The sequence below is a fragment of the Chromatiales bacterium 21-64-14 genome, from assembly GCA_002255365.1.
Lineage (GTDB): Bacteria > Pseudomonadota > Gammaproteobacteria > 21-64-14 > 21-64-14 > 21-64-14.
In genome coordinates, this window is the sequence record NCBI01000001.1 from 212,535 (window position 1) to 238,808 (window position 26,274).

General features: G+C 66.4%; 25 protein-coding genes. 6 read left to right on the forward strand and 19 right to left on the reverse strand.

Going from position 1 to position 26,274, the window contains the following annotated elements:
• Positions 1-33: 33 nt before the first annotated feature.
• The 3 genes from B7Z66_00920 to B7Z66_00930 form a co-directional block, all read right to left on the reverse strand.
• The gene (locus B7Z66_00920; GenBank protein OYV78150.1) at positions 34-792 is read right to left on the reverse strand and encodes an MBL fold metallo-hydrolase; all 759 of its coding nucleotides are present in this window, start codon (positions 790-792) and stop codon (positions 34-36) included.
• An 88-nt stretch (positions 793-880) separates the two neighbouring features.
• A complete protein-coding gene (locus B7Z66_00925) occupies positions 881-2,026 on the reverse strand; it encodes a hypothetical protein (protein ID OYV78151.1) in 1,146 nt (381 codons plus the stop codon).
• The gene (locus B7Z66_00930; protein OYV78152.1) at positions 2,023-2,898 is read right to left on the reverse strand and encodes a 4-hydroxy-tetrahydrodipicolinate synthase; all 876 of its coding nucleotides are present in this window, start codon (positions 2,896-2,898) and stop codon (positions 2,023-2,025) included. Before B7Z66_00930 ends, B7Z66_00925 begins: the two co-directional genes overlap by 4 nt.
• A gap of 252 nt (positions 2,899-3,150) precedes the next feature.
• Here B7Z66_00930 and B7Z66_00935 point away from each other — a divergent pair, with 252 nt between their 5' ends.
• From B7Z66_00935 to B7Z66_00950, 4 genes are all read left to right on the forward strand, one after another.
• Entirely contained in the window at positions 3,151-4,248 is a 1,098-nt protein-coding gene (locus B7Z66_00935; protein OYV78153.1) for a galactose-1-phosphate uridylyltransferase, read from the forward strand.
• A gap of 90 nt (positions 4,249-4,338) precedes the next feature.
• The gene (locus B7Z66_00940; protein ID OYV78154.1) at positions 4,339-4,875 is read left to right on the forward strand and encodes a glycine cleavage system protein R; all 537 of its coding nucleotides are present in this window, start codon (positions 4,339-4,341) and stop codon (positions 4,873-4,875) included.
• Positions 4,876-4,925: 50 nt separating this feature from the next.
• On the forward strand, positions 4,926-5,396 hold the full coding sequence (locus tag B7Z66_00945) for a peroxiredoxin (protein OYV78155.1): 471 nt from the start codon (positions 4,926-4,928) through the stop codon (positions 5,394-5,396).
• Between the two features lie 84 nt (positions 5,397-5,480).
• The gene (locus B7Z66_00950; GenBank protein OYV78156.1) at positions 5,481-6,890 is read left to right on the forward strand and encodes a phosphate starvation-inducible protein PhoH; all 1,410 of its coding nucleotides are present in this window, start codon (positions 5,481-5,483) and stop codon (positions 6,888-6,890) included.
• 241 nt (positions 6,891-7,131) lie between these two features.
• Here the strand turns inward: B7Z66_00950 and B7Z66_00955 are convergent, their stop codons facing one another.
• The 4 genes from B7Z66_00955 to B7Z66_00970 are packed head-to-tail and all read right to left on the reverse strand — an operon-like array spanning position 7,132 to position 10,306.
• On the reverse strand, positions 7,132-8,229 hold the full coding sequence (locus B7Z66_00955) for an AI-2E family transporter (GenBank protein OYV78157.1): 1,098 nt from the start codon (positions 8,227-8,229) through the stop codon (positions 7,132-7,134).
• A complete protein-coding gene (locus tag B7Z66_00960; protein ID OYV78158.1) occupies positions 8,226-8,627 on the reverse strand; it encodes a hypothetical protein in 402 nt (133 codons plus the stop codon). Before B7Z66_00960 ends, B7Z66_00955 begins: the two co-directional genes overlap by 4 nt.
• 6 nt (positions 8,628-8,633) lie before the next feature.
• A complete protein-coding gene (locus tag B7Z66_00965; protein OYV78159.1) occupies positions 8,634-9,374 on the reverse strand; it encodes a GMP synthase in 741 nt (246 codons plus the stop codon).
• A gap of 17 nt (positions 9,375-9,391) precedes the next feature.
• On the reverse strand, positions 9,392-10,306 hold the full coding sequence (locus B7Z66_00970; protein ID OYV78160.1) for a LysR family transcriptional regulator: 915 nt from the start codon (positions 10,304-10,306) through the stop codon (positions 9,392-9,394).
• Between the two features lie 267 nt (positions 10,307-10,573).
• Between B7Z66_00970 and B7Z66_00975 the strand changes: the two genes are divergently transcribed.
• Positions 10,574-11,146 (forward strand): hypothetical protein, encoded by a 573-nt coding sequence (locus tag B7Z66_00975; protein OYV78161.1) that lies wholly within the window; start codon positions 10,574-10,576, stop codon positions 11,144-11,146.
• Between the two features lie 30 nt (positions 11,147-11,176).
• On the opposite strand, the gene B7Z66_00980 is transcribed toward B7Z66_00975, so the two are convergent.
• The 7 genes from B7Z66_00980 to B7Z66_01010 all read right to left on the reverse strand — a co-directional run bounded on the left by B7Z66_00980 (position 11,177) and on the right by B7Z66_01010 (position 22,872).
• Complete coding sequence (locus B7Z66_00980; GenBank protein ID OYV78162.1) at positions 11,177-14,413, reverse strand: multidrug transporter AcrB; 3,237 nt, start codon at positions 14,411-14,413, stop codon at positions 11,177-11,179.
• Positions 14,410-15,459 (reverse strand): efflux transporter periplasmic adaptor subunit, encoded by a 1,050-nt coding sequence (locus B7Z66_00985; GenBank protein ID OYV78163.1) that lies wholly within the window; start codon positions 15,457-15,459, stop codon positions 14,410-14,412. Before B7Z66_00985 ends, B7Z66_00980 begins: the two co-directional genes overlap by 4 nt.
• 134 nt (positions 15,460-15,593) lie before the next feature.
• The gene (locus tag B7Z66_00990) at positions 15,594-16,772 is read right to left on the reverse strand and encodes a hypothetical protein (GenBank protein OYV78164.1); all 1,179 of its coding nucleotides are present in this window, start codon (positions 16,770-16,772) and stop codon (positions 15,594-15,596) included.
• Positions 16,773-16,973: 201 nt separating this feature from the next.
• Positions 16,974-18,152, reverse strand: coding sequence for an oxidoreductase (locus B7Z66_00995; protein OYV78165.1), 1,179 nt, complete (start codon positions 18,150-18,152; stop codon positions 16,974-16,976).
• A gap of 39 nt (positions 18,153-18,191) precedes the next feature.
• On the reverse strand, positions 18,192-19,400 hold the full coding sequence (locus B7Z66_01000) for an acetoin utilization protein AcuC (GenBank protein OYV78166.1): 1,209 nt from the start codon (positions 19,398-19,400) through the stop codon (positions 18,192-18,194).
• Positions 19,401-19,425: 25 nt separating this feature from the next.
• On the reverse strand, positions 19,426-21,960 hold the full coding sequence (locus tag B7Z66_01005; GenBank protein OYV78167.1) for a hypothetical protein: 2,535 nt from the start codon (positions 21,958-21,960) through the stop codon (positions 19,426-19,428).
• 33 nt (positions 21,961-21,993) lie between these two features.
• A complete protein-coding gene (locus B7Z66_01010; protein ID OYV78168.1) occupies positions 21,994-22,872 on the reverse strand; it encodes an AAA family ATPase in 879 nt (292 codons plus the stop codon).
• A 186-nt stretch (positions 22,873-23,058) separates the two neighbouring features.
• On the opposite strand from B7Z66_01010, the gene B7Z66_01015 reads away from it, so the two are divergent.
• The gene (locus tag B7Z66_01015; GenBank protein ID OYV78169.1) at positions 23,059-23,379 is read left to right on the forward strand and encodes a hypothetical protein; all 321 of its coding nucleotides are present in this window, start codon (positions 23,059-23,061) and stop codon (positions 23,377-23,379) included.
• A 33-nt stretch (positions 23,380-23,412) separates the two neighbouring features.
• Here B7Z66_01015 and B7Z66_01020 read toward each other — a convergent pair whose 3' ends face one another.
• From B7Z66_01020 to B7Z66_01040, 5 genes are all read right to left on the reverse strand, one after another.
• A complete protein-coding gene (locus B7Z66_01020) occupies positions 23,413-23,931 on the reverse strand; it encodes a hypothetical protein (protein ID OYV78170.1) in 519 nt (172 codons plus the stop codon).
• Positions 23,932-23,962: 31 nt separating this feature from the next.
• The gene (locus B7Z66_01025) at positions 23,963-24,262 is read right to left on the reverse strand and encodes a hypothetical protein (GenBank protein OYV78171.1); all 300 of its coding nucleotides are present in this window, start codon (positions 24,260-24,262) and stop codon (positions 23,963-23,965) included.
• A gap of 161 nt (positions 24,263-24,423) precedes the next feature.
• Positions 24,424-24,822 (reverse strand): hypothetical protein, encoded by a 399-nt coding sequence (locus tag B7Z66_01030; protein OYV78172.1) that lies wholly within the window; start codon positions 24,820-24,822, stop codon positions 24,424-24,426.
• Positions 24,819-25,853 (reverse strand): hypothetical protein, encoded by a 1,035-nt coding sequence (locus tag B7Z66_01035; protein ID OYV78173.1) that lies wholly within the window; start codon positions 25,851-25,853, stop codon positions 24,819-24,821. Before B7Z66_01035 ends, B7Z66_01030 begins: the two co-directional genes overlap by 4 nt.
• Before the next feature lie 12 nt (positions 25,854-25,865).
• A complete protein-coding gene (locus B7Z66_01040) occupies positions 25,866-26,273 on the reverse strand; it encodes a hypothetical protein (protein OYV78174.1) in 408 nt (135 codons plus the stop codon).
• Position 26,274 lies beyond the last annotated feature (1 nt).

The window sequence follows — 26,274 nt, forward strand, 5'->3', positions numbered from 1 at the left end:
GCCCGGTGCCGGGCGCGCCGCGGCCGACCCCCATCACACCAGCGTCCGCCAATCCAGGCCCGCGGCCTGATCCGCGACCTCGATCCACCCCGGGTCACAGCCCAGGACCCCGGCCAGGGCGGCACGCGCCCGATCCGGATGGTTGTTCTGCTCGCTCAGGTGGGCGGCCACCAGGTGCTGGAGGCGGGATCCGTCCAGCCCGGCGAGCAGTTGCGCCGCCTGATCATTGCTCAGATGCCCGTGACGGCCCGCCACCCGCGCCTTGAGGGCCGCGGAATAAGGTCCATGTGCCAACAGGTCCAAGTCGTGGTTGCACTCCAGCAGCAGCCCGTCGCAGCGGTCCAACATGGCCTGGATATGGGGCGTGGTGCTGCCGGTATCGGTCAGGATGCCGAGGCGCCGCCCGCCGTCCCCGATCACGAACTGGCAGGGCTCCCGGGCGTCATGGGGTACCGCGAACGGTTGGATCTGGAGGTCCCCGACGGCGAAGGTGTCCAGGGCGGTGAACAGCTCAAGCCGGTGCCCGGAGCCGCGAAGAAAGCCGCTGGTACCGGCAGTGGCCCATACCGGAGTCCCGTAGCGCCGCGACAGCCCCGCCACACCCCGCAGGTGATCGCCGTGTTCGTGGGTGACCAGGATCGCACTGAGACCCCGGGGATGGCATCCGAGACGCGCCATCCGGCGCTCCGTCTCGGCCACCGAGAACCCGCAATCCACCAGGATTCGGGTGCTCCCCTGCTCCACTACGGTGGCATTGCCACGACTGCCGCTGCCCAGAGAGGCGAACCGCACCTACTCCCTCCGCGGCCGGATCCGGTCCAACGTCGCGCGCCGACGGACGGGGCCGGTCGCCGGTCCCGCGCACCGCGCATCGTGCCCGCTAACGGAGCTGCTCCTGCAAAACCGTGAGGATCCGCTGGGCAGTCTTGGAATTGTTGGGCTTGCCGCCGTTGCTCAACACCACTACCCGGGTATCCTGACCGGTGGGCTGCTGCTGCAATCGGACCCAATAGCGGTCACTATTCGACTGCTTGCTGCCGAACAACCGTCCCAACAGGCTGCGCTTCTCCTGGTCCTTCAAGGGGTCGTCATAGCGCACATAATAGACCCCTTTGGCACGGTTCTGGGCCTGGACCAGAAAACCTACGCGGTCCAGGGCGATGCCGGTGCGCTGCCACGCGCGGTCGAAGGGCTCGCTGATACGCAGGGAAAGGTCCCCGTCCGAACCCCGGATCAGTTCCGCGCGGGGCGGTGGCTCGTGAGCGCCGGCTACCAGGGCCTGGGCGCGGGCCTTATGGACGCCCAGGAACACCATCAGGCGGCGCAGCATGGTGGCCTCCTGGTCGGGGTCCGGCGCGCGCGCCTCCCAGATGAAGCCGTCCCCTTGGGCCACTTGCTTGACACCACGTTGGGACAAATAAAGATCGGTGGTACCCGGCGCCGTACCGGCCTCGACGCGCACCCGGTATTGATCCCGCGTGGGGGCCGAATATACCGAAGGCAGGATCCGGGTGATCAACCGGCGAATCGGATCCTCGGGAATCATGGTCCGGTTCTCGCGCCAGTTGGTCTGCATGGTCCCAACCCGCGGATCCTGTTCCTCCAGCACGAATCCGTTCTCCAGCCAGAACGCCCGCACCCGGGGCCATACCTGGTCCGGGGGCAGGTCGATCACCAGCCAGCGTTCGCTACCGTCGCGGACCACCCGGATCCCCGGAATCGGCGGCGCCACCTGGGAGGAAGCTCCCTGTGACCCCGGGCCGGAAGCAGGCCCACCCGGGGTTTGCGCGGCGGGCACAGCGCCGGGGATCTGCGTGGCGGTATCATCGGGAAGCGCCGTCAGATCCGGGGGCACATCCAGGGGCCGCTCGACCTTGCTTCCCTTGTACTGGGGAGCGAGCCCTGGGAATAGCGTGTGCATGGAGGCACAGCCGCCCACCAACAGGACGAGTGCCGCAAGCATAGCGAACCGCACGGCGGCGCAGGCATGCGGCGCGGGACGGTCATCCACAATGATGGTTTTCACAACACCCCCGCCTGTTTCATGGCCTGACGCACCGGTTCGTGATAACGCTCCGAGAGCACGGTCATCGGCAGACGGATGCCCGGCGCAATCATGCCCATTTCATACAATGCCCATTTGACGGGAATCGGGTTGGCCTCCACGAACAACTGCTGGTGCAGGGCGTCCAGGCGTGCATTGATCGACGCCGCTTCGGCACGGCTGCCGGCGGCGGCGGCGTCGCAGAGCTGGCGCATGGCCCGCGGTGCAACGTTCGCCGTCACCGAGATCACCCCTTGGGCGCCGGCAAGCATCAACTCCATGGCCGTGGCGTCGTCGCCACTGTAGAGGTCCATGCGCCCGCTGCAGCGCTCCAGGATCTCGCGGCCCCGGGCCACGTCACCGGTCGCTTCCTTGATTCCGACGATATTGGAAACCACCGACAGGCGCGCCACGGTCTCGGGAAGCAGGTCGCAGGCGGTGCGACCCGGGACGTTGTACAGAATCTGCGGCATCGGTACCGCCTCTGCCACCGCCTTGTAGTGGCGGAACAGCCCTTCCTGGGTCGGCTTGTTGTAATACGGTGTCACCAGCAGTGCCGCGTCCGCGCCCGCCCGCAGGGCACAAGCGGTCAATTCGATGGCCTCGCGGGTGGAATTCGAACCGGTGCCGGCGATCACCGGAACCCGGCCTCGGGATAACGCCACCACACGCCGGATCACGTGGCAATGTTCATCGGTGTCCAGGGTGGCCGACTCGCCGGTAGTCCCGACCGCCACGATGGCATCAGTGCCGTTTTCGACATGGAATTCCACCAGGCGGGCCAGGGCCTCGTCATCCAACGCGCCGTCGCTGCGCATGGGCGTAACCAGGGCCACCATGCTACCGTGGAACATACTGGTACTCCTGAAGCCCCGAGGCCTCGAAAAAACGAATGGGCCATAGTAATGGGGGGAGATGGCGGTTACAAGCCGACGTCCCACCGACTTCGTTCGTCCCTAGGCAACCAGTCTGGTCCCGCGCCCCGATGCCGGAGCTGCGGCCCGGAAGCCCGCCTGCCTGCCTACCGCGCCCCGGCAGGTGCCTGTCCCAGTAGATGCGCCTGAGGTATCCTTCGGGAAACCTGACGCGTCCCCGAACGGAGTCCCATGAGCGAACCAGTCCAGCCCGCAGTCCAGCCCGTAAGAGAAATCCGCATCAACCCCGTGGTCCCCAGTGAATCCGTGCTGGTCGCCACCGCGCGGGCGGTACGCCCGCGCCAGGAGGAGGAGAAGGCGCCCCGCGACGCGCGCGCCCATGTAGACCGATGTCCGTTCTGCACCGGCAACGAGTCCATGACCCCACCGACCATCGCCGCCTACCCAGCGGAGGGCCGCTGGGAGGTGCGTGTCGTGGAAAACCTCTATCCGGTGCTCGGCCACGACAGCACCGGCGGCAATTTGATCTTCGGCCTGCAGCAGGCCATCGACGGCTATGGCCGCCACGAGGTCCTGATCGACCACTCCGCCCATGGAATCGCCATCCACGAGATGGACGACACCCATCTGTCCCTCGTCTTCCAGGCCTACCGGGACCGGATGTCAGAGTTGTACGCGACCAACCCGCGGCTGCGTTACGTGCTGGTGTTCAAGAACTTCGGGCCGGCGGCGGGCGCCAGCATTGCGCACACCCACAGCCAGGTGATCGCAATGCCCGTGGTGCCCGAGAACGTGCACAACGAGGTGGTAAACAGCCACCGCTACCATCAGAAACAGCACCAATGCATCTTCTGCTCGCTGATCGACGAGGCACTGACCTTTGAGGCCACCATCTACGACCGCGCATCAGGCGCGATCCGGCGGCGCATCAGCGTCGGCCAATACGTGGTGGAACGCGGCGAGCGCTTCATCGCCATCAAACCGTTCGCGAGCCGCTTCGAGTGGGAGGTTCACATCCTGCCGTTGGAGCACCAGAGCGACTACACGGCCCTGGACGACGCGGACCTCCACGATCTAGCCCGAGTGCTGCGCCGGACTATGGGCCGGCTGGAAGCGGTGGTGGGTGGCGTACAGTACAACTACTTCCTCCATTCCCTGCCGCGGGGCGAGGAGTACAATGACTGCGACGCAAGCTACCACTGGCACCTGGAGATCTGCCCACGGACCAGCATTCCCACCGGCTTCGAACTGGGCTCCGGACTGTTCGTGAACACGGTCAGCCCGGAAGACGCCGCCGCACGGCTGCGCGCGGTGCTGCTCGATGACTAACCGGGCCACCGGCGGCGCCCAAACCGCATCCACGGGCCGGCGCAAACCGCTCTGGACCCCGCAACGGCGCCGCGCGCCAGTGGTACGCCTATGGCCATGAACAACTTCCTCGTCATCTCCGCGCTGGGAGGAGACCGCCCGGGCATCGTCAACGAGCTCTCGCTCGCGATCCTCAATTGCGGCTGCAACGTGGAGGACAGCCGGATGACGGTGCTCGGAGGGGAATTCGCGCTGATCCTGCTGGTGTCGGGCAACTGGAACACAATCGCCAAACTCGAAGGCGCCCTCGCGGGGCTCGGCGAGCGCCTGAGCATGACGATCATTTCCAAACGCACCGAACCGCGGCCGCCGCGCGACGCGCTCCTCCCCTATACCGTGGAAGTCGTGTGCATCGACCATCCCGGCATCGTGCACAATCTGGCGGAATTCTTCTCATCACGGGACATCAACATCCAGGAATTGACCACCGCCAGCTACGCTGCGGCCCATACCGGCGCCCCGATGTTCTCGGTCCATCTGATGATCAGCATCCCGTCGTCCATCCAGATCGCCGCGCTGCGGGAGGAGTTCATGGATTTCTGCGACGCCCTCAATCTGGACGCCATCATGGAACCCTACAAGGGCTGAGTGCCAACGCGTATGACGCATGGGCGGAATCAATCAACCGGGAGGGATGCATGAGCAAAGTCACGATCGGCGGGAAGGTGGCGGACTTCGAACTGTCCGCTACCGGGGGCGAAACGATCCGGCTCTCCGCGCTCAAGGGCCGGACGGTGGTGCTGTATTTCTATCCCAAAGACAATACCCCGGGATGCACCCGGGAAGGACAGGACTTCCGGGACCTCCACCCGCGCTACACGGCCGCGGGGGCCGTGGTCCTGGGCATCTCCCGCGACACTGTCCAGTCCCATGAAAAGTTCCGCAGCCAGTATGATTTTCCATTTGCACTGTTGTCGGACGGGGACGAAAAACTCTGCCGGCAATTCGACGTGATCCGGCCCAAAAACATGTACGGCAAAACGGTCGAGGGTGTGGAACGCAGCACCTTTCTGATCGACTCCAACGGCATCCTGCGCCGCGAGTGGCGCAAGGTGAAGGTGGACGGCCATGCCGAAGATGTGCTGGAGGCGCTCAAGGACCTTGGATAGTCCCGTGCCCCGCACACCCGCGACGCGCCGGCCCCCGCAGGTCTCGCGCCCCTGCCGCTACGCCGCTCGCGCACAGGCCCCGTCATGAGCGCCCGAAACCGTGGGAAACGGCTGTTCGTGCTGGACACCAACGTGCTGATGCACGACCCAGCCGCGATTTTCCGGTTCCAGGAACATGACCTCTACCTTCCGATGGTAGTCCTGGAGGAACTGGATGCCGCCAAGAAGGGACTCTCGGAAGTGGCCCGCAACGTGCGTCAGGCCAGCCGTTTTCTGGACGACCTGATGCGCGACGCCAGCAAACAGCAGATCGACCTGGGCATACCGCTGCCCACCCCCGGAAACGGCGGCGCCACTGCGCACGGCGGTGGCCGGCTGTTCTTCCAGACCCGGGCGTTGCCGACTCTGCTCCCCGAGGGATTGCCCGGCAGCCGGCCCGACAACGCCATCCTGGGCACCGCGCTGGCCCTGCAGAAGGACCATCCGGACCGCCGGGTGACGCTGGTCTCCAAAGACATCAACCTGCGTATCAAAGCCGCGGTGGTGGGAATCCACGCCGAGGACTACTACGAAGACCGGGTCCTGGATGACGTCAGCCTGTTGTACACCGGCGCCGCGCAGCTGCCTGGGGATTTCTGGGAGCAACACGGCAAGGAGATGGAGTCCTGGCAGGAGGAAGGCCGCACGTTTTATCGGGTGCGCGGCCCGCTGATCGCCTCATGGTACCCCAACCAAAGCCTGTACATGGAAGGCGACCGACCCTTCGAGACGTTGGTACGCAGCTGCGTGGAAGAGACGGCGGTGTTGGAGCTGGCGCACGACTACCGCGGTGCCAGAAACACAGTCTGGGGCATACACGCGCGCAATCGCGAGCAGAATTTCGCCCTCAACCTGCTGATGGATCCGGGCATCGACTTCGTTACCCTGCTCGGCGCCGCCGGTACCGGCAAGACCCTGCTGGCGCTCGCCGCCGGACTCGCCCAGACGTTGGAGGACAACCGTTACCGGGAGATCATCATGACCCGGGTCACGGTTCCGGTGGGCGAGGACATCGGCTTCTTGCCCGGCACCGAGGAAGAGAAAATGACGCCGTGGATGGGTGCGCTCATGGACAACCTGGAGGTGCTTACCAAGACCGATACCGCCGGGGACTGGGGGCGGGCGGCGACCAACGACCTGCTGCGCAACCGCATCAAGATCCGCTCCATGAGCTTCATGCGCGGGCGCACCTTCCTCAACAAGTACGTCATCGTCGACGAGGCGCAGAATCTGACCTCCAAGCAGATGAAGACCCTCATCACGCGCGCCGGTCCCGGCACCAAGTTCATCTGCCTCGGGAACGTGGCGCAGATCGACACCCCGTACCTCACCGAGACCACGTCGGGACTTACCTACGTGGTGGACCGGTTCCGGGCGTGGCCCCACAGTGGCCACATCACCCTGTTGCGCGGGGAACGCTCGCGGCTGGCCGACTTCGCCTCCGAGGCACTTTGATCGGGTCCGACCCCACACACGCGCCGCGGAGGCCGACGGCCGTGATCGCGCGCAGCTCCGGGCGCGCGATCAGATAGACCACCATCAGCGGGGCAAGTCGCCCGCCAATGCCCACGAATTAGGCAAGTAGCCGCGGATAGTTGCAGGGTCGCCCGGAACGGTATGCTCACGGCCGACGACATGCTGCCGCTGGCCCGCGCAGTTCCTTATCGCCTGCGCCGAGAATACGGGCTGTTCCCGGTCAAACCAACCCACCCTCCGGGGGCGCGGGCGCTGGTGCCGCTACCGGCGGCGGATTCCGCGGCCAGGCGCGCATCACTGCCTCCACCAGGGTTGCCAGGGGAATGGCAAAGAACACCCCCCAGAATCCCCATACACCGCCGAACACCAGCACCGCGACGATGATGGCGATCGGATGGAGATTCACCACCTCGGAGAACATCAGCGGTACCAGTACGTTGCCATCCAGGGCCTGGACGATTCCGTAGGCCACCATCACGTAGGCGAACTCGCTGGTCAGGCCCCATTGAGAGAATGCCACGAGGGCCACGGGAATGGTGACCACCACCGCGCCGATATAGGGGACGAGCACCGAGAATCCCACCAGGGCGCCGAGCAGCATCGCGTACTTCAAACCCAGGATGGCCAGGGTAGCCGCGGTCGCCGCCCATACGATCAGGATCTCCACGAACTTCCCACGTACGTAGTTGCCGATCTGTGCGTTCACGTCGCCCCAGACTTGCTGTAGCAGACTGCGCTCCTGAGGCAGGCAATCGGCCGTCCAGGCAAGGATACGGGCCTTGTCTTTCAGGAAAAAGAACACCAGTAACGGCACCAGAATCAGATACACCAGCAACGCGATAACGCTGAATACGGACGCCAGGGACATGGACACGACATGCTGCCCAAGGGAGCCGATCTCAGCACGTACGGCGACGATCAAATCTTGCACCTGCTGGGTCGTAAAGAATTCCGGATACCGTTCCGGGAGGTGCAGCAAGGCCTTCTGACCCCGCGCGATCATGTGCGGGAACTCGTGGACCAGTTGCGTGAGCTGCTGGTACAGAAGAGGAATAAGTCCGAAGATCAGGATTAATAAAAACCCCAGGAACAGGATCTGCACCGCGATGACACCCACCAGCCGCGGCACATGGCGACGCTGCAGGGCGCCCACGATCCCTTCCAGGAGATAGGCGATGACGATGCTGGCCAGCACCGGCGCCAGCATATACCCCATGCCGACCACAACCGCGAACCCGGCGGCCAGCAGGATCGCGAGGAATACCGCCTGGGGGTCGGAGAAATATTTACGGACCCAGCCGTTGAGCACGGCGATCATCGCGGTTCGTCGGCACTCGCAGCCCACGCCCGATAATACTGCGCAAATACTCCCTCCAGCTCGTCGATGACCTCGTCGGCCGGACGCCTCTGCAACATGTGTAGGTTCATCAGCGCATACACTTCGTTGAGCATCTTGCTCCGGTCCAACATCGGGTAGGTCTGACGCAGCCGCTTGACCGCTGCGACCACCGCCTCGTTTTCGGGGCGCGGTATCGGCATCGGTTCCACGGCCGGACCGGGTTGCGGCGCTGGTTCCAGCGGCGCAGTGGGCACACCAGGGCTCAGGACGCCCGCGCCGCGCGCCCGCAGGAACTCAGCAAACGCCAGCAGCGCGTCCCGTCCCGGCTCATCCAGGGACTCGAAGATCTCCTGCAGGGTCCTGCCGTCGTCGGACATGGAGCTTCAGTTTTCGATCTTCAGGCTGAACACCGGCGGTTTGTGTCTCTCCCGCATCAGCGACAGCTCGTTCACCAGGGCGACTATCACTTGATCCGTGGTCCGTTGCGTCTCGTTCCACTCCTGTCGCGCGGTCGCGATGAGATCCCCCATATTGTCCGGTGCCTGCCGCTTGGCCTCCATGAGGATATCCTCCAGCATCCCGGGCTTGACCTCCGGGCGGAACAGCATCCCATAGGTCAACGGATCGGGCCGGATCGCCAGCCAGTTCCCGGCGTCGTCCACCACCAGTGGATCCACGCCCGCGGGGAGGCGCGCCGATCCATTGTACATCGCCAGGACCCGTCGCCCGTCCACGGCCTCGGCCAAGGCATCGCCCCGCCCGGCCGCGGTCATGTGTGCGGTGGTCCAGCAGGCCGTGTGAAACGGCGCGTCCGAGGATTCGGCGCCGGCGGCGGCGGCAACCTCCAGGGCGCCGAAGCCGATCCCGACCACGGGACGTCCGACCTTCTGGAAGATCTTGATCAAATCCAGCTCCTCGCTGACCCAGGGACAGTGCTCGGTGTCAGTGATCGGCCACGCGCCGGCCAGGAGAAACAGCGCATCGTATTGCACCGCGCTGCCGGGAACCGCCTGGCCTACGAACGGGCGAAAATAGCTGAATCCGATGTTGCGCTTCTCGAGCTGCTTTTCGATCAACCCGAGGAATTCGGAGTAGGTATGCTGGACTACACAGAAGTGCTGCATGGGCGTGCCGCTCCCGGTCAGGTCAGCGCGCCGTCGCGGTGCGCCTTGCAGTAGTCCCGTGCAAAGGCGAGCAACTCGTCCATGACCCGCAGGCGGAATTTTTGCTTCTGATGCACGAACGAGAACGGACGCTCCAAGGGTGGGTCCAGGTTGACCGCCGCCAAGGTACCGAGTTTGAGCTCCTTGAGAACCGTGGCCCGCGACAGTACCGAGATTCCCATGCCCACCTCCACCGCGCGCTTGACCGCCTCGGGGCTGCCCAGTTCCATACAAACCTTGAGATCGTTGCCGCTCAATTGTACCGAGCCCAAATACTCTTCGATCACTTCCCGGGTACCCGATCCCTCCTCGCGGCATATATAGGGGTATTCGAGCAGCTCCTCGCTGCGCACCGATTCGCGGTCTGCCAGCGGATGGTTCGTCGGCACGATAACCACCAACTGATCCATGCGGCAGACCTCGACCACCAGATTCTTGTTGGAGACCGGCGCCTCCACCACCCCGAGGTCGATGGCGTTGTTCTCCACCATGGATACGATCCCCTCAGTATTGGAGACCTTGAGGTGGATATTGACGTCTGGATACTCGGACTTAAACCCTCCGAGCAGCGAGGGCAGCATGTACTCGGCGATGGTGGTGCTGGCGCCGATCAGAAGCACGCCGCTCACCTCGCCGGTCATCTCGCGCACCGCGTTTTCCATCTCGCCGTAGAGTTGAAAGATACGGTCGGCGTGCTCGTAGACCCGTAGCCCCGTTTCCGTAAGGCTGATCCGGTTGTGAGTACGGTCGAACAGCCGGGTATTGAAATGTTCTTCGAGTTGGCGCACCTGGAAAGTCACCGCCGGCTGGGTCATATGCAAGGCCTCAGCCGCCTTGGTGAAACTCAGCAGGCGCGCGACGGTATGAAAGACTTGCAGTCTGCGATCGGCCATAGGGTCCACCGATACCTCACCGGAGCACAGCGCGCCGGGGCGGCACGGTCATCGGATGAACATTTAACCCGCATCATTCATGCGGGTGAGCTAAAGGAACGACGCCTACCCGGACAGGTATACCATCGTAGCAGTAATCCCCTGCGCGGCAAAGCCGGCACGCGCGCAATCCCACGGATTTCCCGTGCTTTCCGGGCGCCACGGCCGCCTATCGGTCCACGCTCCCGTGGTCTATCCTATCCACTCCTGACACGGATGACGGCCGGCATGGGACGCGGGACCTGGAAATCGATCGATCTGGAAGGCGCCGGGCTCCAATCCCTCAACGTCCGTCTCGCCCGGCGCCTGAAACGCCGGCGCACCGCCTACCTGCTCTGGATCCTGTTCCCGCTGGGTGCGCACCGCCTGTATCTGGAGGAGCGCTACGGCAGCATCACCTTCATGGCGCTCACCGCACTGAGTCTGATCCTCGCCCTGGCCCTGGGGCCGTGGAATGCGTCCATCGGCGTGCTGCCCGCGGTGGGCCTCGCGCTGTTCGATCTGTTCTGGATCGACCGGCGCATTACGTCCGTGAACAAACGCCTGCGCATGGAACTCTACCTAGGGGCCGGGGCAACACCGCCCGCCGGTTACCAAGGCCGCGTCCCGAAGGAGGCCTACCTCGATGAGTACGTGCGCGGAAAGGAGGCTGAACGGGCCGGCCATCAGCCGGGCGCCCACAGCGCGCCTGACGGCGACCACTCGCGGGCACCCTCGTTTCGCGAACAGGAACGCATGCTGCGGGAGCTGTCCCGGCACCGCGGGACGCGGCGTCGGCGTGAGGAGAACCCCGGCGACTGAGGGGCCCGGGACATTGTGCGGGCGCTCTCCTCAAGCAGCCGCCCCGGCGTGTGGCCCGTCGGCGGGCACGATCTTGCGGTAGCGCGCCCAGTAATAGAGTACCGGGATTACCAGCAGGGTCAGCAGCGTCGAGACCAGGATGCCGAAGATCAACGAGATAGCCAGACCACGGAAAATCGGGTCGTCCAAGATGAAGGTAGAACCCAGCATCGCGGCCAACCCGGTCAGGATGATGGGACGCGCGCGCACCGCGCCGGAACGGATCACTGCGGCCTCGAACTCCATACCCTCACGCACGCGCTCGTTGATGAAGTCCACGAGCAGGATCGAATTGCGCACGATGATCCCGGCGAGGGCAATCATGCCGATCATCGAAGTGGCAGTGAACTGGGCCCCCAGCAGGGCATGGCCGGGCAAGACGCCGATCACCGTCAACGGGATCGGCGCCATGATCACCAGCGGCACCAGATAGGACCCGAACTGCGCCACCACCAGCAGGTAGATGAGAACCAGTCCCACGGAGTAGGCGATCCCCATGTCACGGAAGGTCGCGTAGGTGATCTGCCACTCGCCACCCCATTTGAGGCTGTAGTTATAGGGATTTTCGGGCGCGTGGATCAGATATTGGCGCAGCGGCTGATGATCGGCGACCCGCTCATGCTCCAGCCGCCGATACATCTCGAACATTCCGTAGAGGGGGCTGTCAAGCTTTCCGGCCATGTCCCCCACCACGTACACCACCGGCAACAGATCCTTGTGGTAGATGTAGTGTTGACGCCGCGCGTGCTCGACTCGGACAAACTCTGAGAGCGGAATTAACGCACCGTTGCGGCTGCGCACGTCCAGGTCCAGCGCGGGATAGAGTGCCTGCTTGTCGGCGATCGGCAACTCAAGACGGATCGGGACCGGATACTTAACGCCGCTTCCGTGCAGATAGCCCACGTCCTGCCCCCCCAGGGCGGCCGCCACCGCCGCGGTCACCGCGCGCTGGTCCACCCCCAACAGCGCCGCCTTCTGGCGGTCCACGTGCAGGATGAGCCGGGGTGCGCGCCGCACGACGCTGTCGTCCACGTCCACGATGCCCGGGGTCGTTTCGAAGACGTGCCGCACCTGCTTCGCCACCTTGATCTGCCCGTCATAGTCCAACCCGTAGATCTCCGCCACCAGGGGCGCAAGCACCGGCGGCCCGGGGGGGACCTCGACGATCTTGATGTTGGCGCCGTAGCGGCGCGCAATGGCATCCAGGGGGCCACGTACCGCGACCGCGATGGTGTGGCTCATGCGCTTGCGCTGATGCTTGTCCACCAGATTGACCTGGATATCCCCCACGTCGGCGCCGCGCCGCAGGTAGTATTGGCGCAGCAGCCCGTTGAAATTAATCGGGGCGGCGGTACCGACGTAGACCTCGCAGTCGGTCACTTCCGGCACGGTGCGGATATAGGCCGCAAGCTCCCCGAGCACATGCGCGGTCTGTTCCAAAGCGGTGCCCGCGGGCATGTCCACCACCACCTGGAATTCCGACTTGTTGTCGAAGGGCAGCATCTTGAGCACCACGGCCTTGACCAGCACCAGCGCGACCGAGCTGAGGATCAGCAACATCAGGACCGCCATCAACATCCAGCGCCGGCGCGCGCCCGCCGCACCGCGCAAAAACGGCCCCACAACCTTTTCAAACCAACGCAGCACCCGGTCGTCGCCCGCGTGGACCGCCGACGGGGCATGGGCCAGAAACCGGCGCGCCAGCCACGGGGTCACCACGAATGCCACCGCCAACGAGATCAGCATCCCGATGCTGGCGTTGATCGGGATCGGACTCATGTAGGGTCCCATCAGGCCGGTCACAAAGGCCATGGGCAACAGGGCGGCAATCACGGTAAACGTCGCGAGGATGGTGGGCCCGCCCACTTCGTCCACGGCCTGCGGGATCGCGAGCGCCAGCGACTGGCCACCGAGCTGTTGATGGCGGTGGATGTTTTCCACCACCACGATGGCGTCGTCCACCAGGATCCCGATGGAAAAGATGAGCGCGAACAATGACACGCGGTTCAGGGTGAAACCCCAGGCCCAGGACGCGAACAGCGTCAGCGCGAGCGTCACGATCACCGCGCTGCCTACGATGGCCGCCGCGCGCCAGCCCAAGGTCAACAGCACCAGGACTACCACCACCGTGGTAGCAAAGATCAGCTTGTGGATCAGCGTCTGCGCCTTGTCGTTGGCGGTCACGCCATAGTCCCGGGTCACGGTTGCATGCACGCCCGCGGGGACGAACAGCCCCTGGAGCTGGTGGAACCGCCGGATCACCTGGTCGGCCACCACCACCGCGTTGGCCCCGGGCTGCTTGGCCACCGCCAGGGTCACGGCGGGAAACTCCCCGCGCGCCGGGATCGCCTTGGCCGCGGCACTTGGGCCGGTCGCGAACCACACGTACTGGTGTGGCTGATCGGGTCCCGCGCGGATCGTCGCCACGTCGCGCAGATACACCGGCGCTCCGTGGTGGAGACCCACCACCAGGGAACCCACTTCGCGCGGGCTCACCAGGAACGCTCCGGCCTGGACCGGGATCTCCTGGTTGTCGCGCACCAGGGCACCGGCATCGCGGGACGTGTTGGCAGCCTGCAACGCCGTGCGCAGGTCGTCCATGGCGATTCCGTAGCCGGCCATACGCTGGGGGTCGAGCAAGACCTCCACCACATGGCCGGGGCCTCCCACCGTGTAGATGTCCCGGGTCCCGCGCACCCGCTTGAGTTCCGTCTCCAGGGCATGGGACACCTGTTCGAGTTCGTACCCGCCACGCTGCGCATCCCGGGTCCAGAGGGTGAGGGTGACGATGGGAACGTCATCGATGCCCATGGGCTTGATGACGGGCTGTCCCACGCCGAGGTTGGCGGGCAGCCAGTCGCTGTGGGAGTAGATCTGGTTGTAGAGGCGGACGATGGCGCGGGTGCGCGCCTCTCCCACCCGGAACTCCACGGTAAGCGTAGACATGCCCGGGCGCGACACGGAGTAGACGTGCTTGATCCCGCGGATCTCGGAGAGCACCTGCTCGGCCGGGGTGGTGACCAGGCGCTCCACCTCCGAGGCCGTCGCGCCGGGAAACGGGATAAAGACGTTGGCAAAGGTGACGTTGATCTGGGGATCTTCCTCCCTGGGTGTCACCAGGATTGCGAACACCCCCAACAACAGGCCCGCCAGTGCCAGCAGCGGCGTGATCTGGGCATCCTGAAACTTGCGGGCGATGCGCCCGGCGACCCCCAGCCGCTCGCTCACAGCGCGGCCTGGGCCTTCAGATAGACGCCGGCGGCCACCGGGTCCAGCGCGATCCGCGTCCCGGCGTCGAGCCCCGCAAGCACCTCTACCGACCCATCCGCCAGCCGGTTGCCGAGGCGCACCTGACGCAGCGCCACGCGCCCGTGCTCCACGGTATACACCGCGGTCACCTCGCTGCGGTGCACCACCGCCTGCTCCGGAATCAGCAGCGCCTGTTCCTCACCCAACGGAAACGCGACCTTGACGAACATCCCGGGATAGAGGCCGTTCTGTCCCGGCGGAAGCTGAACCCGGACCCGAAAGGTGTGGGTCACCGGATCGGCATAGGGGAACACCGTGACACCACTACCGTCCAGAGTGACGGGCGGCGGCCCGGAGATCATCACCCGTGCGCGGCCCAGCGCACGCACCTGGGCGGCCAGCGTCTGCGGCACATCCACCCGCACCCGCAGGTTCTCAAGAGACAGGCCCGTCATCAGGGGCGTGCCGGGTCGCACGCTCTCCCCGACCTCCACCTCCCGCTGCACCACGATCCCGCTGTAGGGCGCCCGGACCACGGTGTACGCCAACTGTTCCTGGGCCTGTTCCACCCCGGAGCGCGCCGCCTGCGACCGCGCGCGGGCCGCGGCGCGCCGGGCAGTGGCCCGATCCATCGCGGCCCGCGCTACCAGCTTCTGCGCGAATACCCCGGCCACGCGCCGGTAGTCGGCTTCGGCCTGTTTGGCACGCGCCGTGGCCTCTTCCAACGCCGCCCTGGCGCGATCCAGCCGCGCCTGCTGCTCAGCGCTGCTCAGCCGCATCAGCACCGCCCCCTTGGGCACGAAATCGTTGACGTCGAAATCGATCTCCTGGATCCGGCCGGCGGTCTGGGCGGAGACCGTAGAACGCTGTGCCGCCTCCACCACGCCCTCCAGCACCCGCTCCCTCGGGATGGCGCGGGACACCGCTTGACCAATGGGAAACGGGAACGCGGGAATAGACGCTGCGGATGCGGCGCCGGTAATCGTCACCAGGAACAGGAGCAATGGGATCAGCGCACGGTTCATAAGCAGGCACCCCAGACCCGTCGCTAGAATAACAGAAAGCCCCGCGCTCACGCCCGCCATACGGGGCGCAAACTCAGTACCGGGATACGGCGATGCAACCGCGCCGGGCCGAGTGCACACCCGGCCCGGCCATGTCACATCTTGAAGTGGGACACCAAGTCCTGCAGTTCCGCGGCAAGGCGTGCGAGTTGTTGGCTGGCGGTAGCGGTCTGGCGCGCCCCATCGGCGGTCTCGGTGCTGATCTGGCTGATGGTGACCACGTTGCGGTTGATCTCCTCGGTCACCGCGCTCTGTTCCTCCGCGGCACTGGCAATCTGGGTGTTCATGTCATTGATGGTGCGCACGGCGCTGGCAATAGAGGCCAGGGACTCGGCCGCCTTCTCCACCTGATCGACCCCGGACTTGGCCAGCCCACCGGCCTGATCCATGACCTGCACGGCGTTGCCGGCACCGGCCTGCAGCCGCTCGATCATCTCTTGGATCTCTTGAGTGGACTTCTGGGTACGGCTCGCCAGGGTACGCACCTCGTCCGCCACCACGGCGAAGCCCCGGCCCTGTTCTCCGGCACGCGCCGCCTCGATGGCCGCGTTCAGCGCCAGCAGATTGGTCTGCTCCGCGATCCCGCGGATGACGTCCAGTACCACGCCTATGCTGCCGCTCTCGCTCTCCAACTGATGGATCACGCCGGAGGCTTCACCCACCGCGGTGGCCAGGGCGTCGATGGCGCCGATCGCTTCGGTGGCCACCAGTTTGCCGCTGTTGGTCTCGCTGTCCGCCTGCTGCGCGGCCTGGGCGGCCTGGGCGGCGTTGCGCGCTACCTCCTGGGCGGTGGCGGACATCTCGTTGATGGCAGTGGCCACTTGGTCGGTCTCGTGCTGCTGGCGTTTGACGCCCTCTCCCGCGTGTTCCACGATCACCGACATCTGCTCAGTGGCGGAGGCCAGCTGCGCCGTGGAGTTCAGGATCTGCCCGATCACATTGCGCAGGTTCTCGCCCATGCGGTTGAAGCTGTCTACGATGTCACCGATCACGTCGTGACTCTGGATCGCGCAGCGCCGGCGTACGTCGCCCCCACTGATGGCGTTGGCAGCGTCGGACAACTCCCGCAGCTTGCGCACCAACACTACATGGACCAACCCATAGTTTACGAACGCAAGCAGGACTCCCATCGCGGCGCACGCGCCGACAAACCAGAGGCGCATCCCCGGGCGCCATTCCACGAAGAAGTGCGTCACCACCGAGAAGATCAGTCCACTGCTGATGCCAAATGCCAGGAAGAAAACAAACAGCCTGCGCAAAATGCTCTTCTTCATGGGAATGCCACCCGTGTTTCCTGGAGGTTGGATTGCAGAAACAGCCTACGAGGCTGCCGGTTCCGGTAAAGGTAGCGACCGGTCAGAGCGTAAACTTTAGCCTGTATTTCCCGCCATTTGGCGAGCACCGGGCGTGACGCGACGGCAGTGGCGGGCGGGACACCGGAACGACAACGGTTCCGATGCGGGAGACCAGGCCGGTCACTCCGCCCGCTGGTACATGGACAGATATGCCTTGCGTTCCACAGGGGCAATCTTCGCCACCGCCAGGGCGTCGTCCAGATGCGCCGGATCACTGATCCCCACCAGGGTGGTGCCCAGGCCCGGCGTCGAGCGATTGAATTGCAGGGCGCGCTGGGCGGGATTGGCGAGACCCGCCAGGGAACGGGACACCACGTCCAGGGACTCGCGCGCCAAGTGTCCCTTCAACATCGTGTGGCTGGCCATGACATACACGTTCAGCTGGTGACAAGCCTGAAGAGTGGCAGCCACGTTGCCCGCACCGGTGGCACAGTTGAAGCGGGTGAAGCCTTCCAGCATCACTTGGTTGAACGGCAGTTGCACCAGCTTGAAGTGGTGGCGGGCGCGTTCCTGCCCAGTCGCCTCCCGGGCCGCCCGTTCCGCCAGGCCGAGCAGCGCCGGGATAGATTGGAACCGCGCGTCGTCGGTCTCCACCCGGAACCCGTCATAGGTGGAAATGCCGTAGTAACGGATGCGCCGTTCCTGCACCGCCCGCTCCAGCTGGGTGAACACCCCCACTAGCTTGCGGTTGAGATGTTCCTTGCCGATCTCGGGGATGTGCACCTCAGGCTGGTCCACCAGAAACGCGTCCAGGGTCTCGACTCCCATCTCGACCCGGGATCGCTCGATCTGGTAGTCGATATAGGCGGGACTCAACAGATGCGCGCCCTTTGCCAAGTCTTCCCGGCTGCCGAGCCCGGCCGCCGTGATGTGTTGCTCGAACCACGCCTCGGGGTCTGCGGGGCGACCGCCATCGTAGGTCAAGAAACCGCCCTTGGAGATCAGAAACACCGCCTCCCGAGATACCCCGGCGGCCATGGCCTCCCGTAGTCCGGCCCCGACGGCGGGGAGGGCGCGCCCGTACCGGTAGTGGGCCGCGCAGTCGATCACGTTGAGTCCTTGGCACAGGGCGCGGCTAACTATCTCCGCGACGCGCTGATCGGTATCGGGGGTAGCGGCACCCGGGAAGGTGCCGACGCCAATGGAACTCAGGCGGATCCGTTGGCGGGTGAAGTCGCTGAAGTGACCGTCGGCAGTCTGCCCTGCCACGCCCTGGGCGTAGGCCTGGGTGGCGGGTGGCGTGGCGAATCCGGCAATGAGCGCCGGGCGTCCCGCAGCATCATGCCGGTCCCGGGTCATCGGGGCCGCCGATCGGGGACCGGCGCGTGCGCCGTGGGTTCAGCGACGCCGGCGGTCATGGAACAGGGGATGTTCGGCCAGCAGCGTGTCCAGAGCCGCAACCACCTCGCGGCGCACCGGTCCGTTGCGCGGGGCATCCACCCGGTGGGTGAACAGCGTGTCGTAATATTCCGCATCCTCGTCCAGGTCCCAGTCCACCTCACGCAACAGCGCGGCACCGGCGGCGGGCAAGGCCTCGGGCAGCCGGCGCCCGGACAGCACCGCCCATACCCCGGTCCAGCAGCGCGCCAGCGCCAGCGGATGGTAACCGCCCCCGCCCAGTGCCAGCAGTCGCGGCGTGCCGTCCGGATGGGCGGGGGCATCCAGCACCAGGGTTTCCACCAGCTCCAGAAACAGCGCGGTGGAAATCCGGAATTTTCCCAACGGGTCCGGGAACAGGATATCGGTACCCGCCTGCAGCGTCACGGCGTCGGGCCGGAACGATTCGAGCGCCGCCCTCCACAGGGTCTCGAAGGCGCGCCGGTACTCGCTGTCGTTGGTCGACCGCGGCAACGGCAGGTTGACCGCGCGGCCACCGCCCCAGTCCCGGATCCCGCCGCCGGTGAACGGATAGGCGTAGGCGGTATCCATGTGCAGGGACAGGGTGGCCACCCCCGCATCCCCGTGGAAGGCGGCCTCCACGCCATCGCCGTGATGCGCGTCGATATCCACGTACAACACTCGCATCCCTTCGCGGCGCAGCCGCTGGATCGCCAGCACCGGGTCGTTGAAGAAACAGAAGCCGCGTGCCTGATCGGCGCGTGCGTGGTGCATGCCGCCGGCGGGATTGAACGCGATACGCCCGGCGATGAGCTGCTCGGCACCCTGGACGCTACCGCCGGCAGCAGTGGCGGGGGTGTGGAAAAAGCCCGGAAAATAGGGATTCTCGTAGTTGCCGATGTTGTGCCGCTGGCGATAGGCGTTCGGGACCTTGCCGAGTGCCTCGCAACGCCGCATGGCAGCGATGTAGTCCGGGGTATGGAACCCCAGCAGTTCGGCCTCGGTGGCGCAGCGCGATTCCAGATATTCCGCCGCGCGCAGGGCATCATAGCTGCGAATCAGGTCCAGGGTGAGGGACACGCGCGGGATCGCGAGCGGGTGGTGATCCCCGTAGCTGGCGCCGCGGTAACGCCGCGCGCCGATGAATACCGCGCGCCGGGTGGGCGCCGCGGCCGGCGGGGCGCCGGGATCCATGGCGGCGGGTGTCATCCCTCGACCGGTTCCGGGCATGGCGTTAGCGCCGCAGCCGCAGATAGATCTCCGGCAACCGCGCCGGCAGATCGTCCACATGGTCCAGCACCAGATAGTGCTGGGGGCCGAAGATCGCCGGCAGGTACTCGCGCCCGGCGGGATCCAGGGTCACGCAGAACGGATGCACGCCCGCGTCCATCGCCTCCTTCATGGCCATGCGCGTGTCCTGGTGCAAGTAGCGCAGGTCGCCCCCGTCATCGTAGTCCGCGGGGCGTCCATCGGAGAGGATCAGCAACAAGCGCCGATCGGCCGGCGCACTGCGCAATTCGGTGACCGCGTGGCGGATCGCCGCGCCCATCCGACTCGCCAGCCGGCCCCACAGGTCGGCAATGGCGGCGCGGGTATCGGCGTCGAGCCGCCGGCCGAAGTCCTTGATGCGGTAATACTCCACGCCGTCATGATACTTGGAGGCGAAGCCGCGGATCGCGTAGGGATCCCCAACCTCTTCCAGGGCGTCGGCGAACACCAGCAACGCGGCGCGCAGGCGGTCCACCACCTTGCCGCGGCCGCCTTGCACCTGGGCCATGATGGACGTGGACAGATCCGCCAGCAGCAGCACCGCCGTGTCGCGCTGGCGCGGGGCCCGGCGCCGGTATACATCGGGGCGGGGCGACCAGCCGGCGCGCTTCTCGCTCACGTAGCCCACGGTCGCCTCCAGGTCCAATTCGTCCCCGTCGCGCTGACGGCGCAGGGGCGCGAGCCGGCGCGGGCGCTGGCGCTGCAGGGCACGGCGCAGGCGGCGGCGCAGGCGGGTGGAATCCGCCCACAGGCGTGCGGCACGCTCCGGATCCCGCCCCTCCAGGGACTTCTCCTGGACCCAGGCCCAGTCCTCCCGGTAGGCCCGTGCCTGGTAGTCCCACTCCGGGTACGCCACCCCCAGGCGATCTGTGGTCCGTGCCACCCCCGGCCCCGTGGACCGCGCCGGTGCGGGTATGCCGAATCCCGCGCCGCCGCTGCCCCCCAACGCCCGCTGGGCGGCAACCTGCCGGTCCAGCTCCGCCCGGGCCACGGGCGGCTTCTCCCGTGCCTCCCGGCACCGTTTCCGGGGTGCTGCCGCCGCGCCCGGTTCCGACACCTCCGGCCGCGCGCCGGACGCGGGCGCGGCCCGTGCGTCGCGCGGGTCACCGGGATCGGGCGCGTTGGGCCCGCGCCCCGGGAGATAGGCCGCCGCCCGCGCCGCGGCCTGGAGCGGCGGAAAGCCGGGGTCGGTGGTGAGTTCGGCGGCGATCCGCAACGCGTCCAGCGGGCGGGCACCGGGCTCGACCAGCGGACCGAGCCGGGGATCGAGCGGTGCCTGACCCGACGCGCCGCGCACGGCGGCGCGCGTGAAGTCGTGGTAGGGGCCCGCGGCGCCGGCGGGCCGGGGCGCGGCGGTGGCCAGGCGGGCTACGCGGGAGAGATAACCGGGGATGCACCGCGCGAGGCGCGCGTCCACCCGCAGGTCCTCGCAAAGGTCGAATAGCAGGGCGTGGCGGATGCCGGCCGCGTCGCCGGCCGGGAACAGGGCCTCCCAAACGGCGTGGGCCTCCGGCGCGCCCGCGGCGGTGTGGTACCCGATCCCCGCCGCCAGGCTCAGCGCCTGCGCGGCGTCGGGTGCATAGGTCCCGAAGCGCAGATGACCGGCGCCATGCAGCACCGCGAGAATCGCCGTCTCCTGGTCCGGAAACTGGGCGGGAAGCCGCAACCGTTCCCCGTCGGTCGCCACCGCCGCGCGCCCCTTCCCCGGCCGCCAGGGACCTTCCTCCAGGACCAGCGGACCATCGAGCCAGGCGATCAGCAACAGTTGCAACAGGCGACCGCGGCGCCGCGTGGAGAAGCCCGGCATGGCCTCCAGGAGGGTATCAACGCTCTCCGGACTTTCCAGCCGGAAGTAGGCCTCTCCGCGCTGGCGCGTGGCGCGCAACACATCGGCGCCGCGCCGCGCCCAGTGGGCCAGGGCCGTCAGGCCCACCGCCTCGCGGAGGTCCAGGGCCGCACTCAGATAGAGATCCAGCGGTAGCGCCGCCGCCCCGTCCCGGGGTTGCGCGGGCGCCAGCAGGGCCTCCACCCCGTCCGGTCCGCGGCCCCCCGCGAGGGCCAGAAACGGGCTCGAAAAATAACGCCCGGCGGCGACCGGATCCCGCGCCAGCCACGGGCGCCCGGCCTCAAACCAGCGCGTCTCCCCGTCGCGGCCCCAGGCGGCACAGACCTGCGCCACCTGGGAAAGGAAACCCTCCACCGCGCTCCCGGCATCCCGATGGACGGCCAGCGCAGACACCTGGGCCAACCACGGATCAAGGCTGCCGAGTGCGCGGATCAGGCCGGGGCCGGCGTGCAGGAACGCCTTGCCCGCGGCCCGGTCCCGCAGGAACAACTCGCGCCCGGTCTCCAGCCAGCGCAGCGCCGCTTCCGGGCCGAGCGCTTGCACTTCCGGGAGTCCCGCGTGGGCCGCGCGGTGGGCCACGAAACTGATGGTCTCGAGATCCGCCAACACCTGGGCGATGGCGGCCTGCACCCCGGTCGGCGGGGCCGCCGTCATGGGCGCGCCGGACGCGGACCGGGACCCGCCGCGCTATGCGGAAGGCGCGGTAGACCCATCGGCCCGGTCCGCAGGGAACTGGGCGGCGAAGATCTCCTCCAGTGCCGCCGCCAGTTCCGGGTCATCGGTCAAGGGGTGGACCATGGCGGCGCGGCATGCATCCAAGGGCGGCAGGCCGGCCTGGATGAGTTGCGCCGCGTACACCAGGGAGCGCGTGGAAGTGGCCTCCTCCAGGCCGTGATCCTTGAGCCGCCGGGCGCTGCGCCCGGCCGCCACCAGGGACTGGACCAGGCCCGGGTCCAGATCGCCGACCTCCCGCGCCACGATCTCACGCTCCAGTTCCTCCGCGGGATAGTCGAACCGGATGCCCACGAAACGCTGTTTGGTCGAGGGCTTGAGGTCTTTGAGCACGGTCTGATAACCGGGGTTGTAGGAAATCACCAGCATGAAGTCCGCATGCGCTTCGATCATCTGGCTCTTCTTCTCGAGGGGCAACTGGCGCCGATGATCCGTGAGCGGGTGAATGACCACGGTGGTGTCGGTGCGCGCTTCCACCACCTCATCCAGGTAGCAGATGGCGCCTTCCTTCACCGCGCGGGTCAGGGGGCCGTCCTGCCAGACCGTGGCATCTCCTTCCAACAGAAAGCGCCCCACCAGGTCCGAACTGGTCAGATCCTCGTGGCAGGCGACGGTGACCAGCGGCCGTCCCAGGCGATGGGCCATGTGTTCCAGGAAACGGGTCTTGCCACACCCAGTGGGGCCCTTGAGCATGACGGGAAGGCGCTGCGCGTAGGCGGCAGAGAACAAGGCCACCTCGTTCGCCTGGGGCAGATAGAACGGGGCGTCTCCGGCCTGCGGCGCGCGCACCGCGTCCTGTTCCACACCCCGGATCCGGTCCAGCAATCGTTTCACGGCGGTAAGGTCCTGGTTGGGCTTCCCACCGGCCCGGTCAGGGAAACCGGGCGAGCGTCCACCGACGCGCCGATTCCCGCGCGTCGAGGAACGGTGGCGTAGCTAAATGGTACCGGACGTGACTATATCATGCCCCGCTAATATAATCGGCGAACCACGCAATAATGGCCGCACAGGAACCAGACCATGCAACCGCTGGTAAAGCAGATCAAATTGAACAACGTCCAGTATCACCTGAACCGGGACCCGGAGTTCTACCGTCGAACCCCCGACCAGGAGTTCCGGGTACAGGCCTTCCTGGATGGAAGCGGTACCGTGGATGTGCAGTTCGAAGCGGAAGACCGGACCCTGTGCGAGACCCGGATCCCATTGCCGGGGATGTTCGACTGCCGTTTCCGGTTCGACACGCCAGGCACCCGTATCGGCACCCTGACCATCACCCAGGGCGACGAGACCCGGCGGCGCGAGATCCGGCTGGACGTGAACGAACACCACTGGATCGGGTAACCCAGCGTCGTGGGCAACCGCGGGGGTCAGGCCTCAGGAGAGCGTCTGTCGCCCCCGCAGGTACAGCTCGTCGGCCTTGGCCTCGTCCACCGTCAGTCGGATAACCTTGCGACAGGCGTCCAGGCAACTGCGTAGACCCTCGTCGGTATCGGGGGCCGCGCGCAACTTTTTGATGACCTTGTCGCCATCGGCACCCAGAATCTCCGTGGCCACCTGAATCAAGCGGTCCTTCTTCGCCGCCGCGCCCGGCGTGGCGGCCCCGCTCGCAGCCGAATCCCCAGGGTCGGCGCGTGCCGCCGGAGACTGAATCGGCGCGGATACCACCGCGCCGGCGCCCCCCCCCACCGGCTCCACGTACCCGGCGTGGAGCAGTTCCTCCAGGACGTCGGCGAGATCCGCCATCCCGGCACTCTTCGACTGAAGGTCTGCAACCGTCGATTTGCCGTCCACGAGGATCAGGACCCGGCGCTGCTTAAACGCCAAGCCTGCGCTACGACGCTCGATTTCGTCCTTGCCCTTAGTCGTCTTGACGAAGGTGGTTTTGATATCCATGGTATCGCGTCGGGCTCCGAATGTGGTCCGCTTACTCGGTCAGTTCCTGGATGATCGTGTAGATCAACTTTACCGTGATGGTGACGTAGATGGCACCACCGAGGAATACGAATGAGACGATCATGCGCAGGATCTGGTCCGGGATCCGGTTGAAAAACGGCAGGGCCATATAGCCGACGGTGAACATCGCCACCAGCAGAATGACGATATTCCACTTGCTTCCGACCACGCCGCCGGGGATCTGGCTCTTCAAGGAGACCACCATCCACATGCAGTACAACATGGTAGCAATCGCGATCGTGATGACGACCGTAACGGGATCGAATTCCATTGCCCTTCTCCTTTAGGTAAGACAATGCACTTGCAGATCAAGCCACTAATAGATCGGCCAGGACGGAATAATCTTTAAAGGGCGGGGGAAATCAGGGCGGGAGGGCGGGAACCGAGGCCACCGGGGGGCTACGGCGGGCCGGGAAACCGTCTCCAGGGGCGTCAGGCGGAATCCCCGCCCCAACGGTATTGCTCCAGGAACCGTGGCAACATGGCCAGGATCTCATCCCGGTCGAAGAACCGGTCGGCCCGGGACAACCGCATTTCATCCCGGACGTCCTCGTCGCCGCCGAAACAGAACACTGGGGTATTGATCTGGTGCCGGAGACGCAGTTCCCGGATCACATCCAGGGGATCGAAGGCATCCACCTCGTCCAAGTCCAACAGAAGAAAGCGGTAGAGCAACACCGCGTTCCAGTCGCCCACCGCCTCCAGATCCGTAATCAGCACCATCTCCCAGCCGGCGGGCACGACCGCCTGGAAGGCCGTCAATAATTCGTCGTCCTGGGTCATGACCAGGAAACGGCGCCGCAAGCGGTCGTCCACCGTGGGTCCCGTCATCCGTGCTCCTGGTCCAGGGTTCGCACCGCCATCTCCTCGATCCGTTCGGCCAGCGGCTCCACTGCGCCCACACCCCGCAGCGAGCCCCAGGCCACCGCCCCGCGCCCTGGGGCCCAGGCGCCGCGCAATTCCTGCCCGGACGCCTCTTCTGCCACGCCTTCGGACCATACCCGAAGCCGAACGATGAGACCGTCCCGCAACACCAGCCGGACCCGGCCGAGGGTCCCGAAGTCCCGCTCCAGCAGGTAAACCCCATGGCGGATCTTGATCCCGTCCACGACCCGCCGGCGACCGCCAGCGCCGTGGGGCTCCGCCAGCTCCATGCGGGCCTCCGGGAGCGCAGCCCGTTCCACCGCAGTGAGCGCTCCGGGCGTCAGCCGCCAACCCAAGTGCTTGGTGACGTGGCCACGGAACCGCGCCTCCAGCTCGCCGGCGTCCGGTAGCGGGGCGTGGGTGGCCCAGTCAGTCATGCCCGCATCCAATTCGTCCCGCAGCCAGCCTCGGAAGCCATCGTTCGGAACCCGGATCAGCGCCGCGAACGCCGCACGCGGGAAGCGCAGCAGGAAACTCGCCCCAAACACTTCGGCACCCTGGAGGGTAGCGGCGCCGCTACCCAGGATCTTACGCCCCGCTACCCACACGTCTCCGACGCCGGCACGCTCAGCGGGTATACCGAAGGATCGCAGGGTCGCCGTCGCAGGGGCCAGGCACTGGTCGAAGAACCGCCCCCGCTGGCCGGCGCCCCGGAGGCGCGGCACAACGAACACGAAACACCACTGATCCGGATCCACCAGGACGGCACCCCCACCCAGGGGGCGGCGTTCCACCGCCACCTCCCGGGCGCGGCACGCCGCCAGGTCCAACTCCAGCGCGGGATCCTGGCTGGCACCCAGCGACACGTGGGCCCGATCGCAGCGTGCCCACAGCACCACCGGGCGGACGTGAGTGGGAGACTGGTCCCCGAGCGCCTGACAGCAGGCGTAGAGTTCCGGTGGCGTGACCCCGTCCAGGCGAATCCAGCGGGCATCCATGGCGCGCTGGCGTCACTCCTCCCCGGGCGGCGAGCCGTCCGGGGTATCCTGCGCGAAGAAATGCCCGAAGTAGAAGTCCCGCTGACGAAGCTCCTGGTAAAGCGCGGCCCGCTCGCGCACGCCCTGTTCGATGACCTTGGCCAACGCGGCCGCCTGGTCGCCATCGACGATGTGCATGTGTCCCATCAGATCCTCATCGGGCTCCAGAAAGTGGGCCGCCAGTTCGTCCGGGTATGCCACATAGGCCAGATAGGCCTTGCACTCCGCGTCCTCACTATCCAGGGGCTGCAGGGTCAATTTGCCCAACCAGGCGAGACGCGCCACTTGGTTGAACTGCCAGATGTCGAACTTCTTGCCCTTCTTGTACTTGTTCAGTTCGTTCCGGATTTCACCCAGGTTGGTAACCTTGAGAGACTTCATG

Bases quoted from the DNA above. Each gene is read 5' to 3' on its own strand.
- B7Z66_00965 (OYV78159.1), bottom strand. From the start codon at position 9,374: ATGCAGCACTTCTGTGTAGTCCAGCATACCTACTCCGAATTCCTCGGG.
- B7Z66_00990 (OYV78164.1), bottom strand. From the start codon at position 16,772: ATGAAGAAGAGCATTTTGCGCAGGCTGTTTGTTTTCTTCCTGGCATTT.
- B7Z66_00940 (OYV78154.1), top strand. From the start codon at position 4,339: ATGGCCATGAACAACTTCCTCGTCATCTCCGCGCTGGGAGGAGACCGC.
- B7Z66_00960 (OYV78158.1), bottom strand. From the start codon at position 8,627: ATGTCCGACGACGGCAGGACCCTGCAGGAGATCTTCGAGTCCCTGGAT.
- B7Z66_01025 (OYV78171.1), bottom strand. From the start codon at position 24,262: ATGGAATTCGATCCCGTTACGGTCGTCATCACGATCGCGATTGCTACC.
- B7Z66_01000 (OYV78166.1), bottom strand. From the start codon at position 19,400: ATGACACCCGCCGCCATGGATCCCGGCGCCCCGCCGGCCGCGGCGCCC.
- B7Z66_00970 (OYV78160.1), bottom strand. From the start codon at position 10,306: ATGGCCGATCGCAGACTGCAAGTCTTTCATACCGTCGCGCGCCTGCTG.
- B7Z66_00945 (OYV78155.1), top strand. From the start codon at position 4,926: ATGAGCAAAGTCACGATCGGCGGGAAGGTGGCGGACTTCGAACTGTCC.
- B7Z66_00995 (OYV78165.1), bottom strand. From the start codon at position 18,152: ATGACCCGGGACCGGCATGATGCTGCGGGACGCCCGGCGCTCATTGCC.
- B7Z66_00935 (OYV78153.1), top strand. From the start codon at position 3,151: ATGAGCGAACCAGTCCAGCCCGCAGTCCAGCCCGTAAGAGAAATCCGC.
- B7Z66_01005 (OYV78167.1), bottom strand. From the start codon at position 21,960: ATGACGGCGGCCCCGCCGACCGGGGTGCAGGCCGCCATCGCCCAGGTG.
- B7Z66_00985 (OYV78163.1), bottom strand. From the start codon at position 15,459: ATGAACCGTGCGCTGATCCCATTGCTCCTGTTCCTGGTGACGATTACC.
- B7Z66_00955 (OYV78157.1), bottom strand. From the start codon at position 8,229: ATGATCGCCGTGCTCAACGGCTGGGTCCGTAAATATTTCTCCGACCCC.
- B7Z66_01040 (OYV78174.1), bottom strand. From the start codon at position 26,273: ATGAAGTCTCTCAAGGTTACCAACCTGGGTGAAATCCGGAACGAACTG.
- B7Z66_01015 (OYV78169.1), top strand. From the start codon at position 23,059: ATGCAACCGCTGGTAAAGCAGATCAAATTGAACAACGTCCAGTATCAC.
- B7Z66_00975 (OYV78161.1), top strand. From the start codon at position 10,574: ATGGGACGCGGGACCTGGAAATCGATCGATCTGGAAGGCGCCGGGCTC.
- B7Z66_00930 (OYV78152.1), bottom strand. From the start codon at position 2,898: ATGTTCCACGGTAGCATGGTGGCCCTGGTTACGCCCATGCGCAGCGAC.
- B7Z66_01020 (OYV78170.1), bottom strand. From the start codon at position 23,931: ATGGATATCAAAACCACCTTCGTCAAGACGACTAAGGGCAAGGACGAA.
- B7Z66_01035 (OYV78173.1), bottom strand. From the start codon at position 25,853: ATGGATGCCCGCTGGATTCGCCTGGACGGGGTCACGCCACCGGAACTC.
- B7Z66_00950 (OYV78156.1), top strand. From the start codon at position 5,481: ATGAGCGCCCGAAACCGTGGGAAACGGCTGTTCGTGCTGGACACCAAC.
- B7Z66_01030 (OYV78172.1), bottom strand. From the start codon at position 24,822: ATGACGGGACCCACGGTGGACGACCGCTTGCGGCGCCGTTTCCTGGTC.